This window comes from Streptomyces sp. NPDC049813, assembly GCF_044465085.1.
In the GTDB taxonomy this organism is placed as follows: domain Bacteria; phylum Actinomycetota; class Actinomycetes; order Streptomycetales; family Streptomycetaceae; genus Streptomyces.
This window is the reverse complement of record NZ_JBITLI010000005.1, coordinates 378,197-394,946: the sequence shown is the minus strand read 5'-3', so window position 1 is coordinate 394,946 and position 16,750 is coordinate 378,197. Positions and strand designations below refer to the sequence as shown.

Here is a 16,750-nt window from a genome sequence, read left to right as displayed (position 1 = left end):
CCGGGCCGAGGGGCAGGAGACGGACGCCGGCGCGCCCGGGCCGCCCGATCCCACCCCCTCAGCCGCCCATCTCCCACACCAGCAGCTCCGCGGCGGTGGACGCCAGCACCTCCGGGCCGCCCGACTCCGTGATCCGGGCGGCGTCGCCCGGCTCCAGCTCCGTGCCCTGCAGGCACACAGCGCCCTGGACGACGTGCAGGTAGACGTGGGGAGCGGACGGCAGTTCCGTGCGCTCGCCGGCGGCCAGCCGTCGCACATGGAGCAGGGCGCCCGCCTCCGGGACGTCGTACGGGGTGGAGTCGGCGATGCCGTGCACCACTTCGTAGGCGGGGTCGCCGCCCGGGTCGCGCGGGGCCAGCCACATCTGGATGAAAGTGAGGGGTTCGGTGCCGTCGTTGCGTTCGACGTGACGGACGCCGCCGGCGGAGCTGAGGCGCTGGACGTCGCCGGGTCGCACGACCGTCTCGTGCCCCGTGGAGTCGCGGTGGGTGAGTTCTCCGGTCACGACCCAGGTGACGATCTCGGTGTGGCTGTGGGGGTGCTCGTCGAAGCCGGCGCCGGGAGCGAGACGTTCCTCGTTGCAGGCGAGGACGGCGCCGAAGCGCAGGTTGTCCGGGTCGTAGTGCGGGCCGAAGGAGAACGCGTGCAAGGAGTGGATCCCGGCCTCGGGCTCGCCTCCCGGATAGCGGTCGCCGGAGCGACGGACATCGATCACGCCCTCCACGGTAGCCGCCGCCGTCGGCGCCGCGTCATGGTCGCGTCGGACCCTCCACTCCGCCGAGCCGTCCCGGTAAGGCAGTCTTGTCCCGTGCCCCAATCGGAATCAGCGAAGTCTTCAGCGAACCAACCAGCGGACCGCCGACCGGACGCCCCCGCGGCCCCCCACCCGCACGAGGCGACCCTGAAGCGCCTGGAGAAGTCATCCGGGGCGCTCGCCGCGCAGGCGATCACGCGCATGGACGAGACGCTGTCCTGGTACCGGGCCATGCCGCCGGAGAACCGGTCGTGGATCGGGCTGGTGGCGCAGGCGGGCATCGCCGCGTTCACGGAGTGGTTCCGGCGTCCGGACGCCCCGCAGGCCATTTCGACGGACGTCTTCGGCACCGCGCCGCGCGAGCTGACGCGGGCGATCACGCTGCGCCAGACCGTGGAGATGGTGCGCACGACGATCGAGGTCATGGAGTCGGCCATCGACGAGGTGGCCGCACCTGGCGACGAGAGCGTGCTGCGCGAGGCGCTCCTGGTGTACGCGCGGGAGATCGCGTTCGCGACCGCCCAGGTGTACGCGCAAGCGGCCGAGGCGCGGGGGGCGTGGGACGCGCGGCTGGAGTCCCTCGTGGTGAACGCCGTGCTCTCGGGCGAGGCCGACGAGGGGGCCATCAGCCGGGCCGCGGCGCTCGGCTGGAACTCTCCGGAGCATGTGTGCGTGGTGCTCGGGACCGCGCCCGACGGGGACAGCGAGCTGACCGTGGAGGCGATCCGGCGGGCCTCGCGCCACGCCAAGCTGCAGGTGCTGACCGGGGTGCTGGGCGACCGGCTGGTGGTGATCGCGGGGGGCAGCGACAACCCGCTGGCGGTGGCGAAGTCGCTGATCGGCCCGTTCGCGGCGGGCGCCGTGGTCGCCGGCCCCGTGGTGCCGGACCTGCTGGCCGCCACCCGGTCCGCGCAGGCCGCGGCCGCCGGGCTCAAGGCGTGCGGTGCCTGGCAGGACGCTCCCCGTCCGGTACTGGCGGACGATCTGCTTCCGGAGCGCGCGATCGCCGGCGACCCCTCCGCGCGGGAGCAGTTGGTGGAGGAGATCTACAGACCGTTGGAGGAGGCGGGCTCGGCGCTGCTGGAGACGCTCAGCGTCTATCTGGAGCAGGCGAGCAGCCTGGAGGGCGCGGCGCGGATGCTCTTCGTGCACCCGAACACCGTCCGCTACCGGCTCCGACGTGTGACCGACGTCACCGGCTGGTCGCCGTCCGACGTCCGCTCGGCGTTCACCCTGCGGATCGCGCTCATCCTGGGACGTCTGGTCGACGCGGATCCCCAGTCATAGGCTTTTGTCGGGGGTCTACAATTCCCCCTGCGGTTCTTCGTCCCTGTCCCCACGGGCGGCCCGTACCGTCCACAAGAGAGAGTGTGAGAGTGCTCGTACTCGTCGCTCCCGGCCAAGGCGCTCAGACGCCCGGCTTCCTGACTCCCTGGCTCGACCTTCCCGGCGCGGCGGACCGCCTCGCCGTGTGGTCCGACGCCATCGGACTCGACCTTGCCCACTACGGCACGCAGGCCGACGCGGACGCGATCCGCGACACGGCCGTGGCCCAGCCGCTGCTCGTCGCGGCCGGACTCCTTTCGACGACCGCGCTCGGCGATGTCACGCCGGGTGCGGTGGCGGGGCACAGCGTCGGCGAGATCACCGCGGCGGCGTTCGCCGGGGTGCTCGACGACACCGCCGCCCTCTCGCTCGTGCGCAAGCGCGGTCTGGCCATGGCCGAGGCCGCCGCGATCACGCGGACCGGCATGTCGGCGCTGCTCGGCGGCGACCCCGCGGTCACCGTGGAGCACCTGCGCAAGCTGGGCCTGACCCCGGCGAACATGAACGGGGCGGGCCAGATCGTGGCCGCCGGCACCCTGGAGGAGCTGGCCGCGCTCGAGGCCGACAAGCCCGAGGGTGTGCGCCGCGTGGTGCCGCTGAAGGTGGCGGGTGCGTTCCACACCCGGCACATGGGCCCGGCGGTGGCGGCGCTGGCGGAGGCCGCGAAGGAGCTGTCCCCGGCCGACCCCACGGTCACGTACGTCTCGAACAAGGACGGCGGAACGGTCGCGACCGGCGACGAGGTGCTGTCCCGCCTGGTCGGTCAGGTCGAGAACCCGGTCCGCTGGGACCTGTGCATGGAGACGTTCCAGGAGCTCGGCGTGACCGCGCTGATCGAGGTGTGCCCGGGCGGCACCCTCACCGGCATCGCCAAGCGTGCTCTGCCCGGCGTCAAGACCCTCGCCCTGAAGACCCCCGACGACCTCGACGCGGCCCGCGCCCTGATCGCCGAGCACACGGCCTGAGAAGGAGATCCGAGCAGCATGTCGAAGATCAAGCCGAGCAAGGGTGCCCCGTACGCGCGCATCCTCGGTGTCGGCGGGTACCGGCCGACGCGGGTCGTGCCGAACGAGGTGATCCTCGAGAAGATCGACTCGTCCGACGAGTGGATCCGGTCGCGTTCCGGTATCTCCACCCGGCACTGGGCGAGCGACGAAGAGACCGTGTCGATGATGTCCGTCGAGGCGTCCGGCAAGGCCATCGCCGACGCGGGCATCAGGGCCGAGCAGATCGGCGCCGTGGTCGTGTCGACCGTCTCGCACTTCGCGCAGACCCCGGCTATCGCCACGGAGATCGCGGACAAGCTGGGCACGGAGAAGGCGGCGGCGTTCGACATCTCCGCCGGCTGCGCCGGGTTCGGTTACGGCCTGACGCTGGCCAAGGGCATGATCGTCGAGGGCAGCGCGGAGTACGTGCTGGTCATCGGCGTGGAGCGGCTCTCGGACCTGACCGACCTGGAGGACCGGGCGACGGCCTTCCTCTTCGGTGACGGTGCGGGTGCCGTGGTCGTCGGCCCGTCCCAGGAGCCCGCGATCGGCCCCACGGTGTGGGGTTCCGAGGGCGACAAGGCCGGGACGATCAAGCAGACCGTGCCGTGGGACAAGTTCCATGTGGGCGACGTCTCACAGCTGCCCCTGGACTCCGCGGGCAACGTCAAGTTCCCTGCGATCACGCAGGAGGGCCAGGCGGTGTTCCGCTGGGCCGTGTTCGAGATGGCGAAGGTCGCCCAGCAGGCGCTGGACGCGGCCGGGATCAGCCCGGACGACCTGGATGTCTTCATTCCGCACCAGGCCAACGAGCGGATCATCGACTCGATGGTGAAGACTCTCAAACTGCCGGAGCACGTCACGGTCGCCCGTGACGTGCGCACCACCGGCAACACTTCGGCCGCCTCGATTCCGCTCGCGATGGAGCGGCTCCTGGCGACCGGCGAGGCGAAGAGCGGCGACACCGCGCTCGTCATCGGCTTCGGGGCGGGTCTCGTGTACGCCGCCACGGTCGTTACCCTCCCCTAGGCATCACGTGCGGATCACCCGGTCCGCACAGCTGTGACCGACCCGCCGCTGTCGCTGCGGGCGCCACACCCTCTGGAAACACACCGAAGGAGCGCCAACATGGCCGCCACCGAGAAGGAGATCGTCGACGGTCTCGCGGAGATCGTGAACGAGATCGCCGGCATCCCCACCGAGGACGTCCAGCTGGACAAGTCCTTCACCGACGACCTGGACGTCGACTCGCTGTCCATGGTCGAGGTCGTCGTCGCCGCCGAAGAGCGCTTCGACGTCAAGATCCCGGACGACGACGTCAAGAACCTCAAGACCGTCGGCGACGCCACGAAGTACATCCTCGACCACCAGAACTGAGCCACGCGTCTCAGTCCGTAGGTCAGTCGCTCCGCCACCCGGCGGTGGCGCCGCTGAATCCCTCGCATCCGTTGGAGAAAGAATTCCTGTGAGCCCGACCAATCGCACCGTGGTCGTCACCGGTATCGGCGCAACCTCACCGCTGGGTGGCGACGCGACATCCACCTGGGAGGGCCTGGTCGCCGGACGTTCCGGTGTCAAGCCCCTCGAACAGGAGTGGGCCGCCGACCAGGCGGTCCGCATCGCGGCGTCGGCTGCCGTGGACCCGAGCGAGGTCATTCCTCGCCCGCAGGCCCGCAAGCTGGACCGTTCCGCGCAGTTCGCGCTGATCGCCGCCAGGGAAGCCTGGGCCGACGCCGGTTTCACCGACAAGGCGGGCGACGACCCGTCGGTCGCGCCGGAGCGGCTGGGCGCGGTCATCGCGTCCGGCATCGGCGGCGTGACCACGCTCCTCGACCAGTACGACGTGCTGAAGGAGAAGGGCGTCCGCCGCGTCTCCCCGCACACCGTGCCGATGCTGATGCCCAACGGCCCGTCCGCCAACGTGGGCCTGGCGGTGAACGCCCGGGCGGGCGTGCACACGCCGGTCTCCGCCTGCGCGTCGGGCGCTGAGGCCATCGGCTACGGCATCGAGATGATCCGCACCGGCCGCGCGGACGTCGTCGTCTGCGGTGGCACGGAGGCGGCCATCCACCCGCTGCCCATCGCCGCGTTCGGCAACATGATGGCGATGTCCAAGAACAACGACGACCCCGAGGGCGCCTCGCGTCCGTACGACACCGCCCGGGACGGCTTCGTCCTCGGTGAGGGTGCCGGTGTCGTCGTCCTGGAGTCCGCCGAGCACGCCGCCGCCCGCGGCGCCCGGGTCTACGCGGAGGCGGTCGGCCAGGGCATCTCCGCCGACGGCCACGACATCGTGCAGCCAGAGCCGGAGGGCCGCGGCATCACGCAGGCCCTGCAGAACCTGTTGGACAGCACCGACCTGGACCCGGCCGAGATCGTCCACGTCAACGCGCACGCGACGTCGACGCCGGCCGGTGACGTGGCCGAGCTGAAGGCGCTGCGCCGGGTCTTCGGTGACGACACCGACCACATCGCGGTCTCCGCGACGAAGTCGATGACCGGGCACCTGCTCGGTGGCGCCGGTGGCGTCGAGACGGTGGCTTCGGTGCTGGCCCTGTACCACCGCGTGGCTCCGCCGACCATCAACGTGGAGAACCTGGACCCCGAGGCCGAGGCGGCCGCGGACATCGTCCGCGGTGAGGCGCGCAAGCTGCCCGTCGAGGGCCGCATCGCCGCGCTGAACGACTCGTTCGGCTTCGGCGGCCACAACGTGGTTCTGGCGTTCCGCACGATCTGACCCGGACGCGCCGTCCGTCCTGGACGGCGCACCCTCCGACGCGCCGGGCGCCGCCCGGAACACCACCCGGACGGGTCAATCGCGTCGCGCGTGGACGGGGTCGGCGCCCCAGGAACGAACGACGGGCCCGCCCGGGACGACCCGGGCGGGCCCGCTGTCGTAAACCGCGGGGTCGGGGCCGGCGCGGGTCACACCACCTGGTGGAGCCAGCGGACGGGGGCGCCTTCGCCGGCGTAGCGGAACGGCTCCAGTTCGTCGTCCCAGGGCTTGCCGAGGAGCCGGGCCACCTCGGACTCCAGGTCGGTCTCGCCGCCCGCGGAGCGGGCCAGTGCGGCGCGCAGCCGGTCCTCGGGGATGAGGATGTCGCCGTGCATACCGGTGACGGCGTGGAAGATGCCGAGTTCGGGGGTGGCGCTGTAGCGCTCGCCCTCGGCGCCGGCGCAGGGTTCGGCCGTCACCTCGAAGCGGAGCAGCTGCCAGCCGCGCAGCGCGGAGGCCAGCTTGGCGGCCGTGCCCGCCTCGCCGCGCCAGGAGAACTCGGATCTCCAAGTGCCCGGCGCCGCGGGCTGTCTGATCCAGTCGAGGCTGACGCGTACGCCGAGCACGCCCGCGACCGCCCATTCGACGTGCGGGCACAGCGCGCGCGGGGCGGAGTGCACGTACAGAACTCCACGTGTCGTCACCGGACCTCCAGTGTGGGTCGAGGTTCGCCTTCCCCAGCGGCCTCGCGCCCGTGCCGAGCCTTCTTCCCTCAGCGCCCGGACCGACGAGGTCGAGACAAAAAGGGACACATCTGACGTGTTGTAACTTAGCGGAACCGGTACAGCGGGGTCTCACTGGGTCGACCGGGGACCCCGGGGCGAGGCTATCGCGCAGCGGTGCAAGGAGTGTGACGTACTGTCGGTCCCGGGACACACAAACGCCGACCTTTCACCCGGCGGGGCGCAACCCCGGTCCCGCGTACGGCATCAATAGGGACAGATGCCGAGCCGGGGCCGGTGCGGGCGACGCGAGAGAGACAGCGAGCGACCGAGGGGACCACAGATGCGGAAGCGACACCAGGGGTCGGCTCTTTCCCGGGCTGCGCTCGCCTCCGTGACGGCGGCCGCACTCGGTGTCACGGCGCTCACCGCCTGTGACGCCTCCGGGGGCAACTCCCCGGGGCCCGGCGGGTCGACCGCGTCCGCGAAGCCGTCGCCGAAGCCGACGCCGCGGTGGGACACGCGTCCGGATTCCGTCGCCGCGGTGGGTGATTCGATCACCCGGGGGTTCGACGCGTGCAGCGTGCTGTCGGACTGCCCCGAGGTGTCGTGGGCGACGGGGTCCGACGCGCAGGTCAAGAGCCTGGCCGTGCGGCTGCTCGGCAAAAGCCGGGCCAAGACGCACAGTTGGAACCACGCGCAGACCGGGGCGCGCATGGCGGAGCTGCCCGCGCAGATGCGGCGGGCCGGGAGCGACCGGCCGGAGCTGGTGACGGTGATGGCCGGGGCGAACGACGCCTGCCGGCCGACGGCCGACGCCATGACCCCGGTCGCCGCCTTCCGGGCCGACTTCGAGGAGGCGCTGCGGCAGTTGCGGCGGACGGCGCCCAAGGCGCAGGTGTACGTGATGAGCGTGCCGGACCTGAAGCGGCTGTGGTCCGCGGGCCGGACCAACGCGCTGGGCAAGCAGGTGTGGAAGCTGGGGATCTGCGCGTCGATGCTGGCCGATCCGGACGCCATGGACGCCGCGGCGACCCAGCGGCGCGACGCGGTGCAGGAGCGCGTGGAGGCGTACAACGACGTGTTGAGGGACGTGTGCGCGAAGGACCGGTTGTGCCGGTCGGACGGGGGCGCGGTGTTCGGGTACCGGTTCGACGGGGACCAGTTGAGCAAGTGGGACTGGTTCCATCCCAGCAGGAACGGGCAGGCGCGGCTGGCGGCGCTGGCCTATCGCGGGGTGACGGCGAAGGAGCCGCTCGTCTGAAGGGCGAGGGAGCGGGCGTAGGGTCTCGATCATGCGCAGCGAACTCTTCGACGCCCTTCCCGACGGCACCGACGTCCACCGCTGGACCCTGGAACGGGACGGAGTGCGGGTCCGCGTCCTGACGTACGGGGGCGTCCTGCAGTCGGTCGAGGTGCCCGACCGTGAGGGGGCGCGGGCCGACATCGTGCTGGGCTTCCCCGACCTGGCCACGTACCTGGCGCGCCCCGAGCCCTATTTGGGGGCCGTGGTCGGCCGGTACGCGAACCGGATCGCGGGCGGCCGCTTCCCGCTCGACGAGCGGGTCTACCACCTGGCGCAGAACAACGGGGCGAACTCGCTGCACGGCGGTGAGCGCGGTTTCGACAAGCGGGTGTGGGACGCGGCGGCGGTCGGGGAGCACGCGCTGCGGCTGAGCCGCGTCTCCCCGCACGGCGAGGAGGGCTTCCCCGGCCGGTTGACCGTCTCGGTGACGTACGCGCTGGAGGAGGGCGGGGTGCTGCGGGTCTCCTACGAGGCAGAGACCGACGCCCCGACCATCGTCAACCTCACCAATCACAGCTACTGGAACCTGGGCGGTGCGGGGTCCGGGAACGCGGCGGGCAGTCACGAACTGCGGATCGACGCGGGGCTGGTGACGGCCGTGGACGAGGCGCTGATCCCGGCGGGTGATCCGGTGGCGGTCGACGGGACCCGCTTCGACTTCCGCCGGATCCGGAAGGTGGGGGCCGGGTACGACCACAACTTCGTGCTGGACAAGGGGGTCACGGCGACGGCCGAGGAGATCGCCGAGCTGCACGATCCGGCGTCGGGCCGGGTGTTGACGATCGCCACGACCGAGCCGGGGCTGCAGCTGTACACCGCGGACGGGTTCGACGAGTCGCTGCCGTTCGCGCCGGGGGACGGGATCGCGCTGGAGACCCAGCACTTCCCGGACTCACCGAACCGGCCGGACTTCCCGTCCACCGTGCTGCGACCGGGCGAGGTGTACCGGTCGCAGACGGCGTACGGGTTCGGTGTCCGCGGCTAGGCGGGCTTTACGGGGTCGGCGTCCGCGGCTAGGCGGGCTTTACGGGGTCGGCGTCCGCAGCTAGACGGGGTTCACGGGGTCGGCGTCCGCGGTCAGGCGGGGTTCACGGGTCCAGCGCCGCGCCGTCGTCCGCGCCGGTCGTCACTCGGCGAGGTCGTCACTCGGTGAGGCCGTCACTCGGCGAGGCCGTCCTTCAGCGAGGCCGTCGTCGCGGGCCGGTCCTCAGGCGATGCCGGTCCTCAGGCGATGAGGGTCTCGCTGACGCGGGTGTCCGTGAGGGAGCGGCCCGCGGTCAGTTCGTAGGTGCCGGGGCGGCGCGTCCAGGCGTGTGCCGTCTCGTCCCAGATCTCGAAGGCGCGGCGCGGGAGTTCGACGACGGCCTCGACGCTCTCGCCGGGGGCGGCCGTGACGCTCGCGAAGCCGGCCAGCCAGCGGGCCGGGCGGGCCGGGTCGGGTTCGGCCGGGGCGAGGTAGAGCTGGACGGTCTCGCGGCCGGGGCGGGCGCCGCTGTTGCGGACGCGGACGGTGGCGGTGGTGCCGGTGACGTCGAGGGACTCGTAGGTCCACTCGGTGTAGCCGAGGCCGTGGCCGAACGGGTAGGCGGGCGTGGCCCCGGCCCGGTCCCAGGCGCGGTAGCCGATGAAGACGTCCTCGGTGTAGTCGAGCCGCCCGTCCGTCGGCGTCACCTGGGTGACGGGGGCGTCGGCGAGCGCGCCCCAGGTGGTGGGCAGCCGGCCGCCCGGCTCCTCGGCGCCCAGCAGGACGTCGGCGAGCGCGGCGCCACCCTCCTGGCCGGGGAACCAGCCGAGCAGCACGGCCGCGACCTCCTCGCGCCACGGCAACTCCACCGGGGAGCCGGAGTTGACGACCACGACGGTGTTCGGGTTGGCGGCGGCGACGGCTCGGACGAGGTCGTCCTGGCGGCCGGGCAGGCGCAGGTCGGCACGGTCGAAGCCCTCGGACTCGACGCGTTCGGTGGTGGCGACCACGACGACGGCGGCCTCGGCGTCCCGGGCGGCCTCGACCGCTTCGGCGATCAGGGCGTCGGCGTCGCGGCGCGGTTCGAGGTGGGTGAGGCTGAAGATCACGGCGGGGAGCGGCATGGCGAGGGACGTGTCGAGCGGGTGGAGCAGGGAGACCTCGACGGGTTCGCCCTCGGTCAGCGTCGCCGTGCCGCGTTCCAGCGGGGCGCCGAAGAAGGCCTCGAAGGGGTCGGTCTCGTTGCCCATGGGCTGTACGCCGTCGTAGAGGACAGTGCCGTCGACGGTGAGGGTGAAGGCGCCGAGCCCGCGGGTGCCGAAGGCGTGGTCGCCGCTCACGCGCGGGGTGAAGGTGCCCTTGATCTCGATGCTGTGCAGCGTCTCGTAGGTGACACCGGCGGGCAGGTCGTCGCCCATCCACTGGAGGTGGCCGCTGGGCAGCGAGCCTTCGCCGAGGACGGTGCCGTCGGCGTCGCGGCAGACCGCTCGCAGGGCGAACCCCTGATCGGCGGCGGCGAGTTCGTCGCTCGGGTCGGCGCCGACGGTGTGGCTGACGGATTCCGCCGCCGCGCGCAGGCCGTCGAGCGGGGAGACGACGTGGTCGGGGAAGACGGTGGCGGAGCCGCCGCCGAGGATGCGGGCGTCGCGGGCGGCGGCGCCGATGAGGGCGATCCGCGCGTCCCCGCGCAGCGGCAGGACGCCGGTGTTGCGGACGAGGACGAAGGCGCGGCGGGCGATCTCGCGGGCCAGGGCCGCGCCGTCGGTGTCGGCCGGGAGCGCCCGCGCGGGCACCACCGGCTCCGCGCCGTCGAGGGCGCCGACGCGGGCGGCGAGCCGCAGGACGTTGCGCACGGCCTCGTCGACCTCGCTCTCGGTGGCCTCCCCGGCCCGGACGGCGGCGGCGAGGGCGGGCCCGTAAACCGTCTGCGGGCCGGGCATGGCGATGTCGAGGCCGCCGCGCAGGGCGCCGGTGGTGGAGCGGGCGGCGAGCCAGTCCGAGACGTTGACGCCGTCGAAGCCCCATTCGCCGCGCAGGACCTCCTCGACGAGGTGGCGGTGCTCGGTCATCGTCGTGCCGTTGACCGTGTTGTAGGCGGTCATGACGCCCCACGGGCGGGCGTCGCGGACGATGGTCTCGAAGGGGGCGAGGTACAGCTCGCGCAGGGCGCGCGCGGAGACGCGGTTGTCGACGGTGAAGCGGTCGGTCTCGGCGTCGTTGGCGACGAAGTGCTTGACGGTGGTGCCGACGCCGCCGGACTGGACGCCCTGGACGTAGCCGGTGCCGATGGCGCCGGTGAGCAGCGGGTCCTCGCTGTACGCCTCGAAGTGGCGGCCGCCGAGCGGGGAGCGGTGCAGGTTCACGGTCGGGGCGAGCAGGACGTGGACGCCTTTGCGGCGGGCCTCCTGGGCGAGCAGGGCGCCCGCCCGGCGCGCGAGCGCGGGGTCCCAGGTCGCGGCGAGCGCCGTCGGCGACGGCAGGGCGATCGAGGGGTCGTCGGCGGTCCAGCGCACGCCCCGGACGCCGATGGGGCCGTCGGACATGACGAGCGAGGCCAGCCCGATCTCGGGGAGCGCGGGCAGTGACCACATGTCCTGGCCCGCGAGCAGCCGCGCCTTGGCGTCGAGGTCGAGCTTGCCGAGCGCGGCCTCGACCACCGCCTCGCGGGCCGCGTCCTCGCCACCACCGGCTCCGCCGCCGCTAAAACCGTCTGCGTCTGCCTGGGTCGTCATACCGGCTCTCCTCATCGCGGTCATCGCGGTCAGCGCGGTCAGCGCGGTCAGCGCGGTCAGCGCGGTCAGCGCGGTCAGCGCGGTCAGCGGGTCCGTCAACAGCACCTCCCATCCTGCACCCGACCCTTGTAGCGCGGTAGGTTTCGTTACCCTGCCGTAATCATGCGTATCCGGAAGGCCCCGTGCGATGTCGTACGGTGACGGCATGAGCAGCACCAGAACCGCCCGGAGCGAGGAGCGCAGGGCAGCGATCCTGCGGTCCGCGTTCGAGGTGATCGCCGAGCGCGGGTACCGCGGGGCGAGCCTCGCGGCCGTCGCCGAGCGCGTGGGCCTGACCCAGCAGGGGCTGCTGCACCACTTCCCGACGAAGGAGGCGCTGCTCGTCGCGGTGCTCGCGGACCGCGACCAGTGGGACGCGGTACCGAACTCGCAGTGGCGGCTCGACCTGCTCGGCTCGCTGGTCGAGTACAACGCGATGCGGCCGGGGATCGTGCAGACCTTCGCGGCGCTGCTCGGGGAGTCCGTCACCGAGGGGCATCCGGCGCGCGGGTTCTTCACCGATCGCTACGCCGACGTGCGCGCGTCGATGGCGGAGGTGCTGCGCGCCGAGTACGGGGAGCGGCTGCCGGGCGGGCTGACCCCGGAGCGGGCCGCGCCGCTGCTCGTCGCCGTGATGGACGGCCTGCAGTACCAGTGGCTGCTCGATCCGGAGTCGGTGGACATGCCCGGCGCGTTCCGCGACTTCCTGGCGCTGCTCGGCGAGCCGGCACCACCGGAGGACTGACCGCCGCCCCGGCCGCGCCTACTGGCCCCGCCGGTTCTACTGGCCCCGCCGGCTCTACTGGCCCCGCCGGCCCTACTGGTTCCAGTGGACCGCGAGCGCCTTGCTCAGCGCACAGACCACCGCCAGAACCGCCGCCCAGACATACGCACCGGACAGGACCAGGGCCGCGACCCCCGCGCCGAACCAGACGGTCTCGAAGGCGACGCGGGTCGCGCCCCGGGTCTTGTGGGCGGCCTTCTGCGAACCGAAGAGGGCCCAGGTCGTGATCATGGCGGCCAGCCCGAGCAGTCCGTAGAGCCAGGCCAGCGGCGCGGCCACGTCGCGGGTGAAGCCGTAGGCGCCTACGGCCGCCAGGGCGGCCAGCTCTATGAGGAAGAGGACGCCCAGGTTCGCTGTCTTCATGCGGTCAACCCCCGCCGGGTCCCGGGCGCCCCATGACCGTCGGGCCCCGGGCGCGGGCCACCATCCCCGTAACCGTCGGGCCCCGGGCGCAGGCCGCCATCCCCGTAACCGTCGGATCCCGGACGCGGGCCGCCATCCCCGCAACCGTCGGATCCCGGGCGCGGGTCGTCCGTGGTCGGCCGGCCGGGACCCCGCGCCCCCGCCGCCTCCATGTCACGCACCATCAACGTCGCTCCCGCCACCGCTCCCGGCATCAGGAACACCGCCACCACCGGGACCAGGAACGCCACCGCGAGGGGCGCCCCGAAGCCCCACGCGAGGCCCTTGCGCGAGCGCAACAGGGCGAGGCGGTCCCGGAGTTGGACCCCGCGCCGCTGCAGGGCCACGGCGGTCAGCTCCTCGGAGAGGAAGAAGCCCGTCACGAAGAAGCCGAGGACCGGGACGACCGTCTGGCCGACGAAGGGCAGGAAGCCGAGCGCGAAGAGCAGGATGCCCCACAGGCAGGCCCGGACGAGGATGCGCAGGCTGTCGCGGGCGGAGATCCACAGCTCGCGCCAGAGCGGCAGGCCGGACTCCGGGGCGTGCCCGCCCTCGGCGAGGTCGACGCGCTCGGAGAGGGACTCGTAGAACGGCTGGCCGATCAGGAGCGTGACGGCGGTGAAGGTCAGCACCGCCAGGAGCAGGGCCAGGGCGAACAGGACAGCGGTCAGCAGGCCGCGGAAGAGCCCCTGCCAGGGGGACGACCAGTCGTCCGCGAAGGGGGTCGCCCAGCCGACGAAGTCGGCGCCCCATATGGCCAGGCAGACCAGGGCGGCCGCGTACAGGACGAGGGTGATGAGGCCGGGCAGCAGGCTCCAGCCGTACTGTCTGCCGTGCCGGGCGACCCAGCGCTGCCCCTTCATCAAATAGCCGAAGCCCGCCCCGAGATCACGCATGGCGCTCACCTTACGGGACGGGCCGGGGCCGTTCGACGGTCAGACCGAGAGCGTGACCGTGATGTTGCCGCGGGTCGCCTTCGAGTACGGGCAGACCTGGTGGGCCTTCTCGACGAGGGACGTGGCGGTGGCCGCGTCCGCGTTCGGGATGGTCGCCGAGATCTCGACGATCAGGCCGAAGCCGTCGTCGTTCTTGCCGATGCCGACCTTCGCGGTGACGGTCGAACCGGCGATGTCGATGCCCTCCTGGCGGGCCACGACGGCCAGGGCGCCCTGGAAGCAGGCGCTGTAGCCGGCCGCGAAGAGCTGCTCCGGGTTGGTGCCCGCGCCCGAACCACCCTGCTCCTTGGGCGGGTTGACGACGACGTCGAGCTTGCCGTCGTCGGTGGAGACGCGGCCGTCGCGGCCGTTCTCGGCGGTGGCTACGGCGGTGTAGACGACGTCGTCCTGCGTGATGGCCATACCCGTACTCCCTCATTCCAATATGCGGAAAGTTGCATCCGTCTGATGGAAACAGCGTAGCGAATGCCACCGGGAACGAAAGTGGCCCCCGTCACAGAACCGGGGGCCACCATGGAGCGCGGGCGTTCAGAGCTTGACGACCATCTTGCCCGTGTTGTCGCCGCGCAGGACGCCGAGGAAGGCCTCCAGGTTGTTCTCGATGCCCTCGACGACCGTCTCGCGGTACTTCAGCTCGCCGGAGCGGACCCAGGCGCCGACCTCCTGGACGAACTGCGGCTGCAGATCGTAGTGGTCGCCGACGAGGAAGCCCTCGATGCGGCCGCGGGTCTGGATGAGCCGGGAGAGGTTGCGCGGGCCGGGGGCCGGCTCGGTGTTGTTGTAGACGGAGATCGCGCCGCAGATGGCGATCCGGCCGTCGCGGTTGAGGCGTGCGATGGCCGCCTCCAGGTGGTCGCCGCCGACGTTGTCGAAGTACGTGTCGATGCCGTCCGGGGCCGCTTCCTTCAGCAGCTCGTGGACGTTGCCCGACTTGTAGTTGAAGGCCGCGTCGAAGCCGTACTCCTCCAGGAGCAGCTTGACCTTCTCGTCGGAGCCGGCCGAGCCGATGACGCGCGAGGCACCCTTGAGCTTGGCGATCTGGCCGACCTGGCCGCCGACCGCGCCCGCGGCACCCGAGACGAAGACGCTGTCGCCCTCCTTGAAGGAGAGCGTGCGCAGCAGGCCCGCGTACGCGGTGAGGCCCGTCATGCCGAGCACGCCGAGGTACGTCGACAGCGGCGCGGCCTCGGGGTCGACCTTCACGGCCTGCTTCGCGTCGAACGTCGCGTACTCGCGCCAGCCGAAGAAGTGCAGGACGTGGTCGCCGACCGCGACGCCCTCGTCGTTCGAGGCGATGACCTCGCCGACGGCGCCGGCCTGCATGGCCTTGCCCAGCTCATAGGGGGCCACGTACGACTTCGCGGCGCTCATCCGGCCGCGCATGTACGGGTCGACCGACACGTAGCGGTTCCTGACCAGGACCTGGCCGGGGCCCGGCTCGACGACCGGGGCCTCGCGCAGCTCGAAGTCCGTGGGCTCGGGCCAGCCGACGGGACGGCTGATCAGGGCCCACTCGCGGCCGGTGGCGGGGATCTGGGGGGTCTCGGCGGGCATGCGCTGGATCCTTCGTCGCATAGGGGAGGCGGTTCGGCGGTACGGATGAGGTACACCGCCGCGGGCGACGCGTGCGCCGCGGGGACGGCAAGTACTTCAGTACCTGAAACAACCATGCTCCTGAATATTTCATGATGTCAAGTAACTGGGTACCCTGGATCCATGACCGCCACCCGTCCGCGCCGCACCGATCCGCTCACTCGCGAAGTCGTCGAGCTGATCGGCGCCGTCGTCGCGCGCTACCACCAGGAGTACGAGGAGGCGGCCGCGCGGCACGGGCTGACCGGGGCGCAGGCCCGGGTGCTCGGCCTGCTCGCGCTCGACCCCCTGCCGATGCGGCAGATCGCCCAGCGCCTGAAGTGCGAGCCGTCGAACGTCACGGGGATCGTGGACCGGCTGGAGGCGCGCGGGCTCGTGGAGCGGCGGCCCTCGCCCGGCGACCGGCGCGTGAAGCTGGCCGCGGCCACCGAGGAGGGCGCGCGCGTCGCGGGGAGCCTGCGGGACTCCCTGGACTTCGCCCGGGAGCCGCTGAACGGGCTCGACCGGGAACAGCGCCTCGCGCTGCGGGACATGCTGCGGACGATGGTCGGGGCGCAGTGACCCCGCGCCGGTGACGTCCGGCCGCCAGGGGCTGTCCCCCTACCTGCACCACCACAGGAAGCGGTCGCACGTCTCCGTCGGGCTCGGCTCGGGGGTCGGGGACGCGGTCGTCGGGCGCGGGTCGGCGCTGGTCGGCCGGGCGCTCGTCGGGGAGCCCGGGGCCGAACCGGTGCGGGTCGTGGGCGCGTCGACCGGCCGCTGACCGCCGCCCGTGGCCTCCGCGGACGGGGAGCCGCTGTGTTGCGCCGCGCTCGGGGACGCCGAGGCCGACGGGTCCTGCGGGGACGCCTCGGCACCGGGCGAGCGGGACGCGCCGGCGGCCGGGGCCTCCTCGTCGGCGCGCGGGACGTCGGAGACCGGCGAGGTGGCGTCCGCGCCCGCCTCCGGGACCGCGGCGGCGGTGTCCGGCGCCGCCTGCGCGTCGCCGCCGCCGGAGGACTCGGTACCCAGTTCGGCGAGGCTGAGGCCGCCCGCCGCGAGGGCGAGGCCGGCCGTGACGAGCAGGATGCGTCCGCGGCGCCTGCGGTGCGCCCTGCGGGGACGGCGTCTGCTGCGCGGGCGGGTGGACTCGCCGTCGTGCTCCGTCTCCGGCTCGTCGGCCGACTCGTGCGCGGCGAGCGCCTCTGCGTAGGCGCGCACGGCCTCGGCGGGGGTGCCGCAGCCGGGGCAGGCCAGGGCGCCGTTGAGGTGCCTGCGGCACGGGTGGCAGTAGTCCATGACGTAGGGAGGCTAGGCGCCCGGCCGGTAACGGAGAAAGCCGGTGCTGTGAATCTTCTGTGCGGAACAGCGTGTTCCGGCCGGCGGAGTGCTCCGGAGAACCTCTGTCCGGACCATTGACACCCCCCTGCGGCCGTCCTTACTGTCACGCCAGCATTTCGAACGAGTGACGAAATATCGAACGGCACAGGG

At 72.5% G+C, this 16,750-nt stretch carries 17 protein-coding genes; 9 read left to right on the top strand and 8 right to left on the bottom strand.

Going from position 1 to position 16,750, the window contains the following annotated elements; all coding sequences use genetic code 11:
* Window positions 1-58: 58 nt before the first annotated feature.
* A complete protein-coding gene (locus tag ACIBW6_RS14405) occupies window positions 59-724 on the bottom strand; it encodes a pirin family protein (protein ID WP_399059595.1) in 666 nt (221 codons plus the stop codon).
* A 27-nt stretch (window positions 725-751) separates the two neighbouring features.
* On the opposite strand from ACIBW6_RS14405, the gene ACIBW6_RS14400 reads away from it, so the two are divergent.
* From ACIBW6_RS14400 to ACIBW6_RS14380, 5 genes are all read left to right on the top strand, one after another.
* Window positions 752-2,041 carry a PucR family transcriptional regulator gene (locus ACIBW6_RS14400; protein WP_399059594.1) on the top strand — a complete coding sequence of 430 codons (1,290 nt, stop codon included), beginning with the start codon at window positions 752-754 and terminating at the stop codon, window positions 2,039-2,041.
* Window positions 2,042-2,130: 89 nt separating this feature from the next.
* Window positions 2,131-3,045 carry an ACP S-malonyltransferase gene (locus ACIBW6_RS14395; RefSeq protein WP_399059593.1) on the top strand — a complete coding sequence of 305 codons (915 nt, stop codon included), beginning with the start codon at window positions 2,131-2,133 and terminating at the stop codon, window positions 3,043-3,045.
* Between the two features lie 18 nt (window positions 3,046-3,063).
* On the top strand, window positions 3,064-4,095 hold the full coding sequence (locus ACIBW6_RS14390; protein WP_399059592.1) for a ketoacyl-ACP synthase III: 1,032 nt from the start codon (window positions 3,064-3,066) through the stop codon (window positions 4,093-4,095).
* A gap of 99 nt (window positions 4,096-4,194) precedes the next feature.
* A complete protein-coding gene (locus tag ACIBW6_RS14385; protein ID WP_399059591.1) occupies window positions 4,195-4,443 on the top strand; it encodes an acyl carrier protein in 249 nt (82 codons plus the stop codon).
* A gap of 88 nt (window positions 4,444-4,531) precedes the next feature.
* Window positions 4,532-5,803 (top strand): beta-ketoacyl-[acyl-carrier-protein] synthase family protein, encoded by a 1,272-nt coding sequence (locus ACIBW6_RS14380; RefSeq protein WP_399059590.1) that lies wholly within the window; start codon window positions 4,532-4,534, stop codon window positions 5,801-5,803.
* Between the two features lie 188 nt (window positions 5,804-5,991).
* Here ACIBW6_RS14380 and ACIBW6_RS14375 read toward each other — a convergent pair whose 3' ends face one another.
* A complete protein-coding gene (locus ACIBW6_RS14375; RefSeq protein WP_399059589.1) occupies window positions 5,992-6,486 on the bottom strand; it encodes a DUF3145 domain-containing protein in 495 nt (164 codons plus the stop codon).
* A gap of 361 nt (window positions 6,487-6,847) precedes the next feature.
* Here ACIBW6_RS14375 and ACIBW6_RS14370 point away from each other — a divergent pair, with 361 nt between their 5' ends.
* The gene (locus ACIBW6_RS14370; RefSeq protein ID WP_399059588.1) at window positions 6,848-7,768 is read left to right on the top strand and encodes an SGNH/GDSL hydrolase family protein; all 921 of its coding nucleotides are present in this window, start codon (window positions 6,848-6,850) and stop codon (window positions 7,766-7,768) included.
* A 31-nt stretch (window positions 7,769-7,799) separates the two neighbouring features.
* The gene (locus ACIBW6_RS14365; protein WP_399059587.1) at window positions 7,800-8,795 is read left to right on the top strand and encodes an aldose epimerase family protein; all 996 of its coding nucleotides are present in this window, start codon (window positions 7,800-7,802) and stop codon (window positions 8,793-8,795) included.
* A gap of 239 nt (window positions 8,796-9,034) precedes the next feature.
* On the opposite strand, the gene ACIBW6_RS14360 is transcribed toward ACIBW6_RS14365, so the two are convergent.
* On the bottom strand, window positions 9,035-11,506 hold the full coding sequence (locus tag ACIBW6_RS14360) for a beta-glucosidase (protein ID WP_399059704.1): 2,472 nt from the start codon (window positions 11,504-11,506) through the stop codon (window positions 9,035-9,037).
* 187 nt (window positions 11,507-11,693) lie between these two features.
* On the opposite strand from ACIBW6_RS14360, the gene ACIBW6_RS14355 reads away from it, so the two are divergent.
* The gene (locus tag ACIBW6_RS14355; RefSeq protein WP_399059586.1) at window positions 11,694-12,290 is read left to right on the top strand and encodes a TetR/AcrR family transcriptional regulator; all 597 of its coding nucleotides are present in this window, start codon (window positions 11,694-11,696) and stop codon (window positions 12,288-12,290) included.
* Window positions 12,291-12,362: 72 nt separating this feature from the next.
* On the opposite strand, the gene ACIBW6_RS14350 is transcribed toward ACIBW6_RS14355, so the two are convergent.
* The 4 genes from ACIBW6_RS14350 to ACIBW6_RS14335 form a co-directional block, all read right to left on the bottom strand.
* Window positions 12,363-12,692, bottom strand: coding sequence for a YrdB family protein (locus ACIBW6_RS14350; protein WP_399059585.1), 330 nt, complete (start codon window positions 12,690-12,692; stop codon window positions 12,363-12,365).
* Complete coding sequence (locus tag ACIBW6_RS14345) at window positions 12,689-13,627, bottom strand: EI24 domain-containing protein (protein ID WP_399059584.1); 939 nt, start codon at window positions 13,625-13,627, stop codon at window positions 12,689-12,691. Before ACIBW6_RS14345 ends, ACIBW6_RS14350 begins: the two co-directional genes overlap by 4 nt.
* A 39-nt stretch (window positions 13,628-13,666) precedes the next feature.
* Window positions 13,667-14,089 carry an organic hydroperoxide resistance protein gene (locus ACIBW6_RS14340; protein WP_399059583.1) on the bottom strand — a complete coding sequence of 141 codons (423 nt, stop codon included), beginning with the start codon at window positions 14,087-14,089 and terminating at the stop codon, window positions 13,667-13,669.
* 126 nt (window positions 14,090-14,215) lie between these two features.
* Window positions 14,216-15,241: an NADP-dependent oxidoreductase gene (locus tag ACIBW6_RS14335; RefSeq protein ID WP_399059582.1), complete on the bottom strand. Its 1,026-nt coding sequence runs from the start codon at window positions 15,239-15,241 to the stop codon at window positions 14,216-14,218.
* A 162-nt stretch (window positions 15,242-15,403) separates the two neighbouring features.
* On the opposite strand from ACIBW6_RS14335, the gene ACIBW6_RS14330 reads away from it, so the two are divergent.
* Entirely contained in the window at window positions 15,404-15,841 is a 438-nt protein-coding gene (locus tag ACIBW6_RS14330; RefSeq protein WP_399059581.1) for a MarR family winged helix-turn-helix transcriptional regulator, read from the top strand.
* Window positions 15,842-15,880: 39 nt separating this feature from the next.
* On the opposite strand, the gene ACIBW6_RS14325 is transcribed toward ACIBW6_RS14330, so the two are convergent.
* Window positions 15,881-16,558, bottom strand: coding sequence for a hypothetical protein (locus ACIBW6_RS14325; protein ID WP_399059580.1), 678 nt, complete (start codon window positions 16,556-16,558; stop codon window positions 15,881-15,883).
* Window positions 16,559-16,750 lie beyond the last annotated feature (192 nt).

What these genes read in the sequence shown, in the direction of transcription:
- ACIBW6_RS14335 (WP_399059582.1), bottom strand. Translation starts at nt 15,241, where the DNA reads ATGCCCGCCGAGACCCCCCAGATCCCCGCCACCGGCCGCGAGTGGGCC.
- ACIBW6_RS14390 (WP_399059592.1), top strand. Translation starts at nt 3,064, where the DNA reads ATGTCGAAGATCAAGCCGAGCAAGGGTGCCCCGTACGCGCGCATCCTC.
- ACIBW6_RS14330 (WP_399059581.1), top strand. Translation starts at nt 15,404, where the DNA reads ATGACCGCCACCCGTCCGCGCCGCACCGATCCGCTCACTCGCGAAGTC.
- ACIBW6_RS14350 (WP_399059585.1), bottom strand. Translation starts at nt 12,692, where the DNA reads ATGAAGACAGCGAACCTGGGCGTCCTCTTCCTCATAGAGCTGGCCGCC.
- ACIBW6_RS14355 (WP_399059586.1), top strand. Translation starts at nt 11,694, where the DNA reads ATGTCGTACGGTGACGGCATGAGCAGCACCAGAACCGCCCGGAGCGAG.
- ACIBW6_RS14365 (WP_399059587.1), top strand. Translation starts at nt 7,800, where the DNA reads ATGCGCAGCGAACTCTTCGACGCCCTTCCCGACGGCACCGACGTCCAC.
- ACIBW6_RS14385 (WP_399059591.1), top strand. Translation starts at nt 4,195, where the DNA reads ATGGCCGCCACCGAGAAGGAGATCGTCGACGGTCTCGCGGAGATCGTG.
- ACIBW6_RS14340 (WP_399059583.1), bottom strand. Translation starts at nt 14,089, where the DNA reads ATGGCCATCACGCAGGACGACGTCGTCTACACCGCCGTAGCCACCGCC.
- ACIBW6_RS14370 (WP_399059588.1), top strand. Translation starts at nt 6,848, where the DNA reads ATGCGGAAGCGACACCAGGGGTCGGCTCTTTCCCGGGCTGCGCTCGCC.
- ACIBW6_RS14345 (WP_399059584.1), bottom strand. Translation starts at nt 13,627, where the DNA reads ATGCGTGATCTCGGGGCGGGCTTCGGCTATTTGATGAAGGGGCAGCGC.
- ACIBW6_RS14400 (WP_399059594.1), top strand. Translation starts at nt 752, where the DNA reads ATGGTCGCGTCGGACCCTCCACTCCGCCGAGCCGTCCCGGTAAGGCAG.
- ACIBW6_RS14360 (WP_399059704.1), bottom strand. Translation starts at nt 11,506, where the DNA reads ATGACGACCCAGGCAGACGCAGACGGTTTTAGCGGCGGCGGAGCCGGT.
- ACIBW6_RS14325 (WP_399059580.1), bottom strand. Translation starts at nt 16,558, where the DNA reads ATGGACTACTGCCACCCGTGCCGCAGGCACCTCAACGGCGCCCTGGCC.